Origin of the sequence: Streptomyces sp. NPDC059679 (assembly GCF_042734105.1) — a bacterium.
Lineage (GTDB): Bacteria > Actinomycetota > Actinomycetes > Streptomycetales > Streptomycetaceae > Streptomyces.
The window spans coordinates 1-14,418 of record NZ_JBHWES010000084.1 but is presented as its reverse complement, the minus strand read 5'-3'; the positions used below and the strand labels follow the sequence as shown (position 1 = coordinate 14,418).

The 14,418-nt window shown below is 66.9% G+C and carries 8 protein-coding genes; 3 read left to right on the top strand and 5 right to left on the bottom strand.

The window, feature by feature from the left end:
* Positions 1 to 463 precede the first annotated feature (463 nt).
* From ACFV2X_RS48595 to eccCa, 5 genes are all read right to left on the bottom strand, one after another.
* Positions 464 to 1,669, bottom strand: coding sequence for an IS256 family transposase (locus ACFV2X_RS48595; RefSeq protein WP_385629146.1), 1,206 nt, complete (start codon positions 1,667 to 1,669; stop codon positions 464 to 466).
* Between the two features lie 225 nt (positions 1,670 to 1,894).
* Positions 1,895 to 2,467 (bottom strand): hypothetical protein, encoded by a 573-nt coding sequence (locus tag ACFV2X_RS48590; protein ID WP_385629094.1) that lies wholly within the window; start codon positions 2,465 to 2,467, stop codon positions 1,895 to 1,897.
* A 7-nt stretch (positions 2,468 to 2,474) separates the two neighbouring features.
* Positions 2,475 to 4,775: a hypothetical protein gene (locus ACFV2X_RS48585; RefSeq protein ID WP_385629092.1), complete on the bottom strand. Its 2,301-nt coding sequence runs from the start codon at positions 4,773 to 4,775 to the stop codon at positions 2,475 to 2,477.
* Between the two features lie 9 nt (positions 4,776 to 4,784).
* A complete protein-coding gene (locus tag ACFV2X_RS48580; RefSeq protein WP_385629090.1) occupies positions 4,785 to 5,198 on the bottom strand; it encodes a hypothetical protein in 414 nt (137 codons plus the stop codon).
* A 304-nt stretch (positions 5,199 to 5,502) separates the two neighbouring features.
* Positions 5,503 to 9,459 (bottom strand): type VII secretion protein EccCa, encoded by a 3,957-nt coding sequence (eccCa, locus tag ACFV2X_RS48575; protein WP_385629089.1) that lies wholly within the window; start codon positions 9,457 to 9,459, stop codon positions 5,503 to 5,505.
* 175 nt (positions 9,460 to 9,634) lie between these two features.
* Between eccCa and eccD the strand changes: the two genes are divergently transcribed.
* The 3 genes from eccD to ACFV2X_RS48560 all read left to right on the top strand — a co-directional run bounded on the left by eccD (position 9,635) and on the right by ACFV2X_RS48560 (position 14,376).
* Entirely contained in the window at positions 9,635 to 11,101 is a 1,467-nt protein-coding gene (gene eccD / locus ACFV2X_RS48570; protein ID WP_089510714.1) for a type VII secretion integral membrane protein EccD, read from the top strand.
* 301 nt (positions 11,102 to 11,402) lie between these two features.
* A complete protein-coding gene (gene rpsO / locus ACFV2X_RS48565; protein ID WP_014175967.1) occupies positions 11,403 to 11,690 on the top strand; it encodes a 30S ribosomal protein S15 in 288 nt (95 codons plus the stop codon).
* A gap of 433 nt (positions 11,691 to 12,123) precedes the next feature.
* Positions 12,124 to 14,376 carry a polyribonucleotide nucleotidyltransferase gene (locus ACFV2X_RS48560; protein WP_385629085.1) on the top strand — a complete coding sequence of 751 codons (2,253 nt, stop codon included), beginning with the start codon at positions 12,124 to 12,126 and terminating at the stop codon, positions 14,374 to 14,376.
* Positions 14,377 to 14,418: the final 42 nt, after the last annotated feature.

Genomic DNA, 14,418 nt, shown 5'->3' with positions numbered 1-14,418 from the left:
TTCGCGGCAGCATGGAAGTACGTCTGAGCGGAGTCCAGCTCCAGCAGAAGCTTCTCCGTCGCCTTCCGGGACCCCCCCCGAGCCGGCCCCCGTCCAGTCCATCAGCGACAGGACATCCAGCTGCCCCTGACCGTCCTTGAACACCCCTGCGTGAGCCCGAAGCTTGACCACCAGATCGTCGACATCGGACGGATTGCCACAGATCACGACGTCGAGCCGGGGCTCCTGACAGATCTCAGGCGGCGGGTCGAGTGTCGGCTTGGCCGCTTCACGCGCCAAAGCGAATTCCCTACATCCCCAGGCAGTAAGCCCCGTATCGCCCTCGACGGTTGCGGAGCACATCCGCATACCCCGCGAACAGCACAGGCCGATGGTGCAGCCTCTCTCTCGCAGCATGAGCGTCACCACGGGGGCCGATGCCGAGGGTGTGTCAACTTAGCGGCTGATCTTGGTTGTTGAGGTGTCAGTTGTTGGTCGGGGTCAGGCGGCTTTCGAAGGCGATCTGGAAGGCGTTCAGGGGTGCCTTCCAGCGCATGGTCCACCGCTTGCGGCCCTTCCCCGTCGGGTCCAGGCTCATCAGTGCCATGTAGATGCACTTGAGGGCGGCGGCCTCGTTGGGGAAGTGTCCGCGGGCGCGGACGGCCTTGCGGATGCGGGCGTTGACGCCCTCGATCGCGTTGGTGCTGCAGATGACCTTGCGGATCTCGACGTCGAAGGAGAGGAAGGGCACGAATTCGGCCCAGGCGTCCGACCACAGCTTCACGATCGCCGGATACTTGCCACCCCACGCTTCCTGGAACTCCAGGAACCGCTCCGTGGCCGCATCCTCGCTGGGTGCCGTGTAGACGGGCTTAAGGGCCTTGGCGACCTTGTCCCAGTCCTGACGGGCGGCGTAACGGAACGAGTTCCGCAGCAGATGAACCACGCACGTCTGGACGATCGTGCGAGGCCAGACGGTCTCCACGGCGTCGGGGAGGCCCTTGAGCCCGTCGCAGACCAGCATGAGCACGTCGTCCAGGCCGCGGTTCTTCAGCTCGGTGAACACGTGCAGCCAGTACTTGGCGCCCTCGCCACCGTCGCCGGCCCAGATGCCGAGGATGTCGCGGGTGCCGTCCACGGTTACGGCCATCACCACATATACCGGGCGGTTCGCGACCTGCCCGTCCCTGATCTTGACGTTGATGGCGTCCACGAACAGGACCGGGTAGACGCGGTCGAGCGGCCGGTTCTGCCATTCGGCCATGCCGTCCATAACCTTGTCGGTGATGGTGGAGATGGTCTGCTTGGACACCTCCGCCCCGTAGACCTCGGCGAGATGAGCGGATATCTCCCCGTGAGTGAGGCCCTTCGCGGACAAGGACAGCACCATCTCGTCGACGCCGGCCAGGCGGCGCTGCCGCTTCTTGACGATCTGCGGCTCGAAGGTGCCGGCGGTGTCGCGTGGCACCCTCACCTCCACCGGGCCGACGTCGGTGAGCACGGTCTTCGCCCGGGTGCCGTTGCGGCTGTTGCCGTTGTTCTTCCCGGCCGGGTCGTGCTTCTCGTAGCCGACGTGGTCGGTGATCTCGCCTTCCAGGGCGGACTCGAGCACCCGCTTGGTCAGTAGCTGCAACAGCCCGCCCTCGCCGGTCAGCTGCAGTCCATCGTTCCGGGCCCGGTCGACGAGCATCGCAACGAGTTGCTCGTCCGACACCGCACTCGACGGTGCCCGAACCACCTGCTCAGCCTGCTCGTTCTCCACGGCGGTCTCCGTCATCAGACGTGTCTCCTTGATCATCAGATCCGCCGTTGATTAGACACTCCCGATGCCGACGTACACGAGCCCGTTAGCTAATCGGATCGGCCACGCAGACAGCCAAGTTCGGCGCGATGTGGAAATGGTGAGTGCGTGGTGTCACTGGCAACGGAGTTTTTGCTGTGCGAAGGGGACAAACTTTCGCATCAAGGAGGTGAGCGCCTTGCGGTTTTTATCGGGATCGCCGGGCGAGTCCCATGTGTCGATCTGTAGAATGATGTATTTTTCCGAGTTTGGATGCCAGCGATCCTGGGGTAGATTGGCCGGGCGATTGCAGGTGAAGTATGAGGCTGCACCGCTGTCGGATAGCATGCCTTCCTGGCCGACTTGGATCCTGGAATCGTAATCCTCTTTTCTGAATCCCCAGCTCGTGTAACTGTCAAACCTTCGGGCGGCCGCAAGGAATCCTGTGTTGCCATCGATGTACACGATGCAGCTGGTGTCAACTTTCCCGCTGTATAAATCGAAAGGTTGCTTGGCCTCTACGCTCAGCTGGGACCCTGGTTTCAAGAGCGTTCTTACCTCGTCTCCCGGAAATGCGCCCCAGCAGATTCGATTAGGGACTTTTGGTGCTGTCTTATCGGAACCGCCATGTGAGCATGCGGCAAGCACCGATGAAACCAGCAGCGTGCCGATGCAGCGCGTTAGTGTGATTCTTTTGCGCTTACTCATCTGGCCTTCACTCCATCCCTGTGCGCCCCGTAGAATGTGCTGACGCCGCGCTGGTACTGGCTGATCCCGCAAGTGTGTTGATGAAGTCCTGAGACAATCCACTACCTTTGCAAGCCGCTCGCACTGCTCGCTCTGCGGCGGATTTGGTGGCCGTTTCGGATTTTGTGTAGGCTGCGACCGATTCCTTGCGGGCCTCGTCGGTCGTGTCCTGTTTGGCACGGTCGGCAACCGCATCGATTGTGTCTTCCTTGTACCACTGGATGAGGTCGCCACCCACGGGGATCATCTCCACGTACTTCGATCCCACCAAATCCCAGATCCTATTGCTCCACTTGGCATTATCTGCGACCGCGCTATTGAAAGCATCATTCTCGGCTGTATGCTTGTCATAGATGGCCTCAGCGCGTGCTTCAGTCATGATTCCGGCGATTTCGCTCCCAGGCCACACCGCGTGCTCGATGGTCTCTGCCAGAACATGCTCACCCTTCTCCTTGATGATGTCGTGGACGAGCGACGTGGTGAAGGCTTGTTGTGACTGGGTGATTGCTCCGTAAGCCTGGGGGTCCTGGGCCACCGCTCCGAGAAATAGCTTGAGGTCAGCTTTGTCGAATTCCGCCGGATACCCGAACGGCTTGATCAGTTTCTCGCCGTTCTCCATAGTCATCTGCACGTCAGCCATGTAATCAGCCGTGATGTTCCCGAAATTCTTGGAGAGAGCGCCGAGCGGGCCGGGCTCGCCCGGCTCTCGCCCCGATACGAGTTCGGGGCTGTGACCGATCTTCTCTACGATTCTCTCCGCCACATTGGACATCGCCTCGTTGTGGCGCATGAGGGGCGCGTCATCGTCCCCGGGAACCCTGCCCGTGCTGGCCGCCTCCAGCGCGTTGCCTGCCGCGGTCACCGCGGGCCTCGGTTCGCCGCCGACGGTCTGGTCTCTGGGGTCCATGCTCTCGGAGCGATCGAGAATGTAATCCACCATGCTCATGGGACGCTTGTCGTCGCTGTTGACCTTGCCGTCGTAGTTGGAGTCGTAATCCGTGACGGGCTTGTCGTCCTTGGTGACGATTCCATCGCCGTCGGTGTCCGTGCGCACCGGCTCGTTGAAGAACTCGGTGGAGGCCTCCGGGCTGTGGCTGAACGCCTCCATGAGGCCGGTGATCGGGTCGAAGCCCTTGCCGCCCTTCTTGTCGAGGTTCAGCGCCATGTTCATGTTGGAGGGTGCATTGCGAGTCCAGACGCCCGGATCTTTGCGATCCATGGCGACCATGTCGCGCCCCACGGCCGTAAGGAGGTCGGAATCGCTGTAGTCACCGTGCCTGATGATCGAGCTCAGCGCCTGATAGCCGTAGATCTTTTTGTCGTAGCCGGCGATATCTGATACGTCGATTCCTTTGCGTCCGGCGCGCAGCATGCCGTCGATCCATGTGGCGTCGAGATGCCCCTTGGTGTCCTTGTCCGTTGCGACGCCGAGCATCGTGCCCATATCGGTCTGGATAGCATGGACGAGGTCGAGGCGTGTCTTCTCGTGCATCCCTGTGGAGTCCAGCGAGACATGGGCATAGAACTTCAGGGCCTTCTCCTGCCCCAGTGTCTTGTAGAAAGTGACATCGAAATCGGGGTCTTGCGCATGCTCATGCAGGAGGCTCTTCAGCGCCTTCAGATCATCAGGATTCCTTGCCACACGCTCGTTGGTGAGTTTCTCGGCGAGTTTCGCGGCCTTCTTGGCGTCCGCGACCGCCTCCTGCTTCTTGATCTTGTTCGCCGAGTCGAGAGAGTCGTATTTCGTGGTGCTGAAGTTGTAGGAGTCGTCGCTGAGCGTCTTCAGTGCCCAAGCGGCCTCTGTGTCGACTGAGGCGGCCTTGTTGAGCACGGCCTCGATCTTTGCGACCATGGCATCGATCTTCGCCTGGGACCCCTTGGGAGGGTTGGCGCTGTCGCTCGAGTCCGCGGGCTTGACGTCGACCACGCCCTCGGCGCTGACGGTGAGGCCCTGAGTCCTGGCCTCGTGCACCAGGTCCTTGAGATCTTCTTTCGCGATCTTGAGCGCATCGTGGGCGTCGCGCAGGATGTTGCGGAAGCTCGTGGCCTCGGTGATGGCGTCGTGAAATTCCTTCGCCGTCTTCTCGATAAAGGGCTTGGTCACACCGGCGTTCTTGCCCCGCCAGTCGGCGCCCTTCGCCTTGGCCAGCATGCCGTCGTCGGCGTCTTTTGCGAGCGTCTTGAGCTTCTTGATCGTCTCTGTCCAGTCGGTAACTGCATCACCGAGAGACTTCAGCCTGAGGTGATAAAGATCCTCGAACGATGGCACTGAAGCTCCTCAGTGGAAGTACTTGTTGATTTTGGACAGGGTCAGCCGTTCGCCGTTGATGCCGCGCATCGTGTAGGCGAGGTCCGCGTCGTCCTTGGCGTGTGACTTGGCGGAGAAATCGAGGTGATTGGAGATATGGGCACAGGCTTGCTGCAAGGTGCCGAGCTTCGTTTGCCATGCTTCGTCGGCTTCGCCGAGCGCGGCCCCTGTCTCCAGGTGTCCTTCCACGAGGTCGGTGGAGGCCCGGAGCGTGGTCATCTGGGCCCATCCGCCGTCCGACATGATCCTGCCGTGCAGCAGGAACGCGTCGTGCCCGATTCTGCCGAGCTCGTCGGTCTTCACCTTCAGGTCCGGCTGTGTCGACCCACCGCCTCTTGGGACGCCCCGACCGCCGCTTCCGTCATCGACGTGGTTGAGCCGCATCTGGGCTTGTTGCCCCCGAGTCGCCTATTCGCGAAGTTCGCTCCACTCTTCTTCGAACGACACGCTTCTCTCCCCTGGTATGCGTGTGGCATGCGCGTATCTGAGACAACGTCACAAGTGACTGCCAGCTTACGAGAGTTGACCGTGCGTATGCCGAGCTGAGGGGGTGTTTCGTCGTTGCGAAACGGCCTCCGCGCAAAAAAAGACCTCTGCCCCGGGCCAAGCGGCCCGGGGCAGAGGTCTGTGAGTGCTCGTATGCCTCGCGGCGGCAGGCTTTGCCGCGCCGCGAGCGAAGCGGGTGCGCTTACTGGTCCGGCAGCCACCCCAGCTGCACCAGCGGCGTCCCCCGCTTGCGGGAGACGAAGAAGCCGCGGCCCGGGGGCATGGGGCGGGGGCGGACGCCGCCGAGGAGGTCGCCTTCGGTGGGGTCGCCGGAGAGCATGACGCCCTGGGCACCGAGTTCCTTGATGCGCTGCATGAAGGACTCGAACATCGAGCGCGAGGCGCCCGCGGAGTTGCGGGCGATGATGAAGCGCATGCCGACGTCGCGTGCGAAGGGCAGGTTGTCGGTGAGGACGGCCATCGGGTTGCCGCTGCTGGTGGAGACGAGTTCGTAGTCGTCGATGATGATGAAGAACTGCGGTCCGCTCCACCAACTGCGGTCGCGCAGCTGCTGGGGGGTGATGTCCGGCTTGGGGGCGCGGCGTTCCATGAGGCCGTTGAGGGCCGTGGTGTGGACCTGGAGGGCCGAGGCGATCGGGGCGTACTCCAGGAGGTGGGTGTCGGGGATGACGTCGAGCAGGGAGCGGCGGTAGTCGCCGACCACGATCTTCGCCTCGTCCGGGCCGTACCGCTCGGTGATCTGCTTGGCGATGAGCCGCAGCAGGGCCGTCTTGCCGGATTCGCTCTCGCCGAAGATGAGGAAGAAGGGGTCGGATTCGAAGTCGACGAAGACCGGTTCGAGGTTGGTCTCGTCGATGCCGATCGCGACGCCCTGCTGGGGGTACTCGAAGCCCTTGGGCAGGTCCTCGGCGCGGAGTCGGCGGGGGAGGAGGCGTACGCGGGGGGCGTGGGGGCCGTTCCAGTTGGTGGTCACCGCGCGGACCAGCTCGCCGGCGGCGTCCGTGATCTCCTCGGGGTCGCTGCCCGAGTCGATACGCGGCTGGGCGCCCATGAAGTGCAGCTTCTCGGGGAGCTGGCCGCGGCCGGGGACGCCCACGGGGACGTTCGCGGCGACCTTGCGGTCGAATTCGGAGTCCATCGTGTCGCCGAGGCGCATCTCGAGGCGGTTGAGGAGCTGGTCCTTCAAGGAGGCGCGGACTTCCATGTTGCGGGAAGCGGTCACCACGATGTGGATGCCGTAGCCGAGGCCGCGGCCCGCGATATCGGCCACGACCCCTTCCAGCATGTCGTACTCCTGCCGGAAGTTGGCCCAGCCGTCGATGATGAGGAAGACGTCGCCCCAGCCCTGTTCTGCGTGCTCGCCGCGGGACCGCTGGCGACGGTAGGTGCCGATCGAGTCGATGTTCTTGGCGCGGAAGTACTCCTCACGCCGGGCCAGGATGCCGGCCACCTCGGCGATGGTGCGCCGCACCCGCTCCGGGTCCAGTCGGGAGGCGACGCCGCCCACATGCGGCAGGTCGGCCACGGCGCTCATACCGCCGCCACCGAAGTCCAGGCCGTAGAACTGCACCTCGGCCGGGGTGTGGGTGAGCGCGAAGGCCGAGATCAGGGTGCGCATCAGCGTGGACTTGCCGGACTGCGGGCCGCCGACGACCAGCATGTGGCCCGCGGCGCCGGAGAAGTCGCGGTAGAGCACGTCGCGCCGCTGCTCGAAGGGCTTGTCGATGAGGCCGAGCGGGACGACGAGGTTGCCCAGACGCGGGTATTCGGGCGCGGTCAGGCCGCGGCCCTCGACCGGGGACAGCGCGGGCAGCAACTGGTCCAGCGAGGGGGCCTCGTCCAGCGGCGGGAGCCAGACCTGGTGGGCCGGGGCGCCCTGGCCCTCCAGGCGGCGGACGATGACGTCGAGGACCGTATCGGCCAGCGCGTCGTCCTCCTGGCGGGACGGGGTGGTGAGGGTCGCCGGGTCCGGGGTGGTGTAGGTGACCGGGACCGGGGTGGCCGTGAAGATGACCGGCCGGCGCTCGATGGGCAGCGAGGTGCCGTCGAAGTCGGCGGGCGCCGCCCCGGTGCGGTACACGCCCGAGACGTACGCGGCCTTGAAGCGTGTCATCTCGTCCGTGCCGAACTTCAGATAGCCGGAGCCGGGGACGGACGGCAGGTGGTACGCGTCGGGCACGCCCAGCGCCGTACGGGACTCGGCGGCGGAGAAGGTCCGCAGACCGATGCGGTACGACAGATAGGTCTCCAGGCCGCGCAGCCGGCCCTCCTCCAGCCGCTGCGAGGCCAGCAGCAGATGTACGCCCAGGGAGCGGCCGATACGGCCGATCTGGATGAACATGTCGATGAAGTCGGGCTTGGCCGTCAGCAGCTCGCTGAACTCGTCGATCACCAGGACGAGTGAGGCCACGGGCTCCAGCGGGGCGCCGGCCGCCCGCGCCTTCTCGTAGTCGTGGATGTTGGCGTAGTTGCCCGCCGCGCGCAGCAGCTCCTGGCGGCGCTGCAGCTCACCGGTGATCGAGTCGCGCATACGGTCGACGAGCGTCAGGTCGTCGGCGAGGTTGGTGATGACCGCCGCCACATGCGGCAGCTGCGACATGCCCGCGAAGGTCGCACCACCCTTGAAGTCCGCGAGAACGAAGTTCAGCGTCTCGGACGAGTGGGTGACCGCGAGCCCCAGCACCAGGGTGCGCAGCAGCTCGGACTTGCCGGAGCCGGTGGCGCCGACGCACAGGCCGTGCGGGCCCATACCGTCCTGCGCCGCCTCCTTGAGGTCCAGCATGACCGGCGAGCCGTCCTCGCCGACCCCGATCGGCACCCGCAGCCGCTCGGCCAGCGACCGCGGCCGCCAGGTCCGGGAGACATCCACCGAGCCCGCGTCGCCGAGCCCCAGCAGATCGGTGAAGTCGAGGTTGGCCAGCAGCGGTTCGTCGTCGTCGCCCCCGCCCATGCGCAGCGGCGCCAGCTGCCGCGCGAGCGCGTCCGCGGCCTCGAGGGACAGCGAGTCCGGGGCCCCGTCGTACGCCGCGACCTGCGACAGCAGCTCCAGCTTGCCCGGCCGTACGATCACCGAGAGCCCGCCGCGCAGCTCGTCGAGGTCGCCCGCCACCACCTCGATGACGGTGACGCCCTGCAAGCCCTCCTGCGCCGCGAACGCCGACTCCGGCGGCACCATTCCACCGTCCAGTACGACCACCAGATGAGGCTGGTCGAGCAGCGGCTGGGCGTCCTTGCTGAACCGGGACCGTCCCTCCAGGCGCCCCTTGAGCAGCTCCTCGATCTCCGCGAGGGAGTCGCTGAACAGCCGCCGCGAGCCCGCCCCGTCGAGCGCGCCCGGCAGCTGCAGATGGGGCAGCCACTTCGTCCAGTCCCAGTAGGCCGCCGAGCTGCGCGGCGCGACCACCGCGATGACGAGGTCCTCGGGCGAGTGGAAGGTGGCCAGCTCGCCGACGAGGGCCCGCGCCGTGCCCCGTACCGAGTCCGGCTCGCCGGACACCGTCACGTGGTAGAAGGCGCGCAGCGACACCGCCATCGGCATGTGTTCCAGAGACCCCTGGGTCGCCAGGAACTTCTGCATGGCGCCCGCCGTCAGCGGCTCCAGATCGTCGACCGCGGCCGTGTCGGGGGCGACCAGCGGGGTGGACAGCTGCTGCGAGCCGAGCCCGATCCGGATCTGTCCGAAGTCGTTGTCGCTCGCCCGGCGTTCCCACACCCGGCTGCCCTCGGCCACGACCGACCACAGCTGGTCGGGGGAGGGGTGCAGATAGAACTGGGCGTCGCGCTGTGCCCGCGCGGTGCGCCGTACCGTACGGCGGGTCTGCGCGAGGTACTTGAGGTAGTCGCGGCGCATGTCCGCCAGCTGCCCCTGCGAGCCCTGCCGGTGCCTGATGAACATCGCCACGGTCATACCGAGCGTGGAGAACATCATCATGACGCCCATGATCTTCATCATCGGCGCGGCGCCGGGCATGAAGAAATAGACCATCGACGAAGCCATGCCCAGTGTGGGCAGCAGCTGCATCAGGACGCCCTCTTGCTGGCCGCGCGGCAGCTCAGGGGGCGATTCGAGGCGGAGTTCCTCGCTCGGCACCTCGGGCGGGAGAGCCCGCGGTTGGCGCTTGACGACGACCTGGCTCACCGGATCTCTCAACCCCTCAACGCAGATGAACAGTTCCTCTCCGGCACCCCCGTGGCGACGGACTCCCTCTGCGAGACGGCGATCCTACCGACGTACGAGCTGCCAGGCCCCGGTAGGGTGGCCGCCGCACGCGGTGGTACCGGTGCCGCGCCACAGCGAACAGGGGGCCTTTAAGGTGAGTACGTCCGCCACGACCGGCTTCTGCAGGGTGACCGTGGTCGCACCCGACAGTCGGATCGATGTGGCTCTTCCGGAGGACATCGCCGTCGCCGACGTCTACCCCGAGATCCTCCGCCTGACCGGCCAGACCCAGCCCGTGGGCGCTCCCACCGGCTACCACCTGGTGCGCCGCGACGGCACGGTCCTGGACGGCGCGCTGTCGCTGGGCGCCCAGCAGGTGCTCGACGGCGAACTGCTGTCGCTGCGCCCCTTCGCGGAGTCGCTGCCGCCCGCCGTCTACGACGACGTCTCGGACGCGATCGCCTCCGCCGTCACCCGTGACCGCACGCTGTGGAGCGATCGGTTCCTGCGTGCCTTCGGGCTGTTCGGCGGCTCCCTATTGCTGGTCCTCATGGGGTTCGTGCTTTGGTTCGCCGATCCTCTCAAACACGATATGCACGGCCTGCCGGGCATCATCGCCGCCGCCGTCGCGGTGCTGCTCACGGCCCTCGCGGGGGTACGGGCGCGGGTCTATGAGGACCGCGCCTCCGCGATCGCGCTCGGTCTGGCCGCTCTGCCGCACGCCATGATCGCGGGCTCGGGGCTGCTCGCCCTGGACAAGGGCGAGGGCATCGGCCGGCTGCAGTTCCTGCTCGGGTGTGTCGCCGTCCTCGTCGTCTCGGTCGCCCTGGTGGTCGCCATGCCGACCGGTGACGCGCCGTTCGTCGCCGCGGTCTTCGCCTCGACCGTGGGCACCCTCGCCACCTTCTGCGCGATCCTCACCGAGGTCAGCCCCACCGAGACCGCCGCGGTGTGCGCCGCCGTCGCGATCGGCGCCGTCGCGTTCCTGCCGGGCCTGTCGGCGCGCGTCGCCCGGCTGCCCATCGGATACGCCGCGCCGCGCTCGGCGGCCGAGGACGACGACCTCGACCCGGTGTCCGGGCCCGCCCCCGAGCCCGTGGACGCCGAACGGATCGCCGCCCAGGCCCGCCGCGGCCACGAGATGCTGCTCGGCCTGGTCGGCGGCTGCTCCGCCGTCGTCGTCGGCGCCTCGGCCGTGCTCGGCTTCTCCGACAACGTCTGGGGCCAGGTGCTGGCCCTCGTCTCCGGCCTCGCGATGCTGCTGCGTGCCCGACTCTTCCGCTACACCGCGCAGGTCGCCTCCGTCCTCGCCGCGGGCCTGGTCGGCCTGGGGCTGCTCGTGCTCGGGCTGTCCCTGAACCCGCCGGCCGACGCCATGTTCAAGCTGCTGGTGCGGCATGACAGCGGGCCGCTGGACGTCCGTACGATCTGGCTCGCCGCCTCCGTCGTGGCGGGGGCCGCGCTGATCACCGGTATCGCGCTGATCATTCCCAAGAAGGGGCTCTCCCCGTTCTGGGGCCGCTTCTCCGACCTGGCCGAGAGCGCCCTGCTGCTGTCCCTGGTGCCCCTCGCCCTGGCCGTGCTGGACGTCTACTCCTCCGCGCGCAGCCTGACCAGCTAAAGGCAGCCTGACCAGCTAAAGGCAGCCTGACCGGCTGAAGCAGGGGCCTGACCGGCTGAAGCAGGGGTGGGGCAGGAGCGGGGCCGTGGGTGAAGCCTTCAGATGAGGCCGACGGGTAAACGGATGGCCGTCGGCTGGTACGCTGTGTGACGGCCGTTTGTGTACGCGCCCCCGGAGCTCTCGTATGAGCACTCTGGAGACAGCGCCCAGCGGACCCCGCCTCCCGAGTCACGGAAGCTCCCCTGAGACCAAGACCAGGGGCACTCGGCGGCTGAACAGAAGAACCCTGAAGGAGTACCGCGTGTCGCTCGACGCCGCTACGAAGAAGCAGATCATGGCCGACTTCGCCACCAAGGAGGGCGACACCGGTTCCCCCGAGGTCCAGGTCGCGCTGCTGTCGCGCCGCATCTCCGACCTGACCGAGCACCTCAAGACCCACAAGCACGACCACCACTCCCGCCGTGGTCTGCTGCTCCTGGTCGGCCAGCGCCGCCGTCTGCTGCAGTACCTGGCGAAGAAGGACATCACGCGCTTCCGTGCGCTGGTCGAGCGCCTGGGCATCCGCCGCGGTGCGGCGGGCGCCAAGTAAGACGCCGTGGTAGGGAGCGGTTCCCGGAACAGGGGGCCGCTCCCTTTGCCGTACGTGCCGCGGATCGGCTTGCCGTATCTGTCGCGGATCGGCTGCCGTACGAGCCGTAACGCCCGCGCGGGGCGCCGCGCCCCGGGACCTGCCGACGCCCGCGCAGCGCACGCACCGTCCTCGTCGATATCCACAGCCGTCGTGAGGACGGGCGAAGCTTTGTAGTCTGGTCCCAACAACGCCATAACGAACGAGGAGGAGCGCCTCATTCCCTGCGGCACCGGCGCCACAGGAGCCGGTCCTCGGTAGTGGCTCCCGGAACTGGCAATTCCGGTGGCTTCGATCGAAGACCGGCCCGGCCGCCGGACCAAGGCCAGGGGCGCTGCTCCACCACCGTTCCTCCGTCACACGGACGAGGGACGCAGAAGAGGAGATTTTCCTGGTGGAGAACGAGACCCACTACGCCGAGGCCGTCATCGACAATGGCGCCTTCGGCACCCGCACCATCCGTTTCGAGACGGGCCGCCTGGCCCGTCAGGCCGCCGGCTCCGCCGTGGCCTACCTGGACGACGACACCATGGTGCTGTCGGCCACCACCGCATCCAAGAACCCCAAGGACCAGCTGGACTTCTTCCCGCTCACGGTCGACGTCGAGGAGCGGATGTACGCCGCCGGGCGCATTCCCGGTTCGTTCTTCCGTCGTGAGGGCCGCCCGTCCGAGGACGCGATCCTCACCTGCCGGCTGATCGACCGCCCGCTGCGCCCGTCCTTCAAGAAGGGCCTGCGCAACGAGATCCAGATCGTCGAGACGATCATGGCGCTCAACCCCGACCACCTCTACGACGTGGTCGCGATCAACGCCGCCTCCTGCTCCACGCAGCTGGCCGGCCTGCCCTTCTCCGGGCCGATCGGCGGCACCCGGGTCGCCCTGATCAAGGGCCAGTGGGTGGCCTTCCCGACCCACTCCGAGCTCGAGGACGCCGTCTTCGACATGGTCGTGGCCGGCCGCGTCCTGGAGGACGGCGACGTCGCGATCATGATGGTCGAGGCCGAGGCCACCGAGAAGACCATCCAGCTGGTCAAGGACGGTGCCGAGGCACCGACCGAGGAGGTCGTGGCAGCGGGCCTCGAGGCCGCGAAGCCCTTCATCAAGGTGCTCTGCAAGGCCCAGTCGGACCTCGCCGCCAAGGCCGCCAAGCCCACCGGCGAGTTCCCGATCTTCCTCGACTACCAGGACGACGTCCTGGAGGCGCTCACCGCCGCCGTCCGTGACGAGCTCGCCCAGGCGCTGACCATCGCGGGCAAGCAGGAGCGCGAGACCGAGCTGGACCGCGTCAAGGGCCTGGCCGCCGAGAAGCTGCTGCCGCAGTTCGAGGGGCGCGAGAAGGAGATCTCCGCCGCGTACCGGTCGCTGACCAAGACCCTGGTCCGCGAGCGCGTGATCAAGGAGAAGAAGCGCATCGACGGCCGCGGCGTCACGGACATCCGTACGCTGGCCGCCGAGGTCGAGGCGATCCCGCGGGTCCACGGCTCGGCGCTGTTCGAGCGCGGCGAGACCCAGATCCTGGGCGTCACCACGCTGAACATGCTCCGCATGGAGCAGCAGCTGGACACGCTGTCGCCCGAGACCCGCAAGCGCTACATGCACAACTACAACTTCCCGCCGTACTCCACCGGTGAGACCGGCCGCGTCGGCTCCCCGAAGCGCCGCGAGATCGGCCACGGCGCGCTGGCCGAGCGGGCGCTGCTCCCGGTGCTGCCGTCCCGCGAGGAGTTCCCGTACGCCATTCGCCAGGTCTCCGAGGCGCTCGGTTCCAACGGCTCGACCTCGATGGGGTCGGTCTGCGCCTCGACCATGTCGCTGCTGAACGCCGGTGTGCCGCTGAAGGCCCCGGTCGCCGGTATCGCCATGGGCCTGATCTCCCAGGAGATCGACGGTGAGACCCACTACGTCACCCTCACCGACATCCTCGGTGCGGAGGACGCCTTCGGCGACATGGACTTCAAGGTCGCCGGCACCAAGACGTTCGTGACCGCCCTCCAGCTGGACACCAAGCTGGACGGCATCCCGGCGTCCGTGCTGGCCGCGGCCCTCAAGCAGGCCCGCGACGCCCGGCTGCACATCCTCGACGTGATGAACGAGGCCATCGACGTCCCGGACGAGATGTCGCCGAACGCGCCGCGGATCATCACCGTCAAGATCCCGGTGGACAAGATCGGTGAGGTCATCGGCCCCAAGGGCAAGATGATCAACCAGATCCAGGAGGACACCGGCGCCGACATCACCATCGAGGACGACGGCACCATCTACATCGGTGCCGCCGACGGTCCGGCCGCCGAGGCCGCCCGCGCCACCATCAACGGCATCGCCAACCCGACGATGCCCGAGGTCGGCGAGCGCTACCTGGGCACGGTCGTGAAGACCACCACCTTCGGTGCCTTCGTCTCCCTGCTCCCGGGCAAGGACGGCCTGCTGCACATCTCGCAGATCCGCAAGCTCGCCGGCGGCAAGCGCGTGGAGAACGTCGAGGACGTGCTGAAGGTCGGCGCCAAGGTCCAGGTCGAGATCGCCGAGATCGACCAGCGCGGCAAGCTCTCGCTGATCCCCGTCATCGAGGACGAAGAGGGCTCGGACGCGTCGAAGGACGAAGCGAAGGACGCCGCCGACAGCGGCTCCGCCGCGGACGCCAAGTGACGTCCCGCGCCCATGCGGCGACGGCCCGCCCCTCCTCGGAGG

What these genes read in the sequence shown, in the direction of transcription:
- ACFV2X_RS48595 (WP_385629146.1), bottom strand. Translation starts at nt 1,669, where the DNA reads ATGCTCGTCGACCGGGCCCGGAACGATGGACTGCAGCTGACCGGCGAG.
- ACFV2X_RS48590 (WP_385629094.1), bottom strand. Translation starts at nt 2,467, where the DNA reads ATGAGTAAGCGCAAAAGAATCACACTAACGCGCTGCATCGGCACGCTG.
- ACFV2X_RS48580 (WP_385629090.1), bottom strand. Translation starts at nt 5,198, where the DNA reads ATGCGGCTCAACCACGTCGATGACGGAAGCGGCGGTCGGGGCGTCCCA.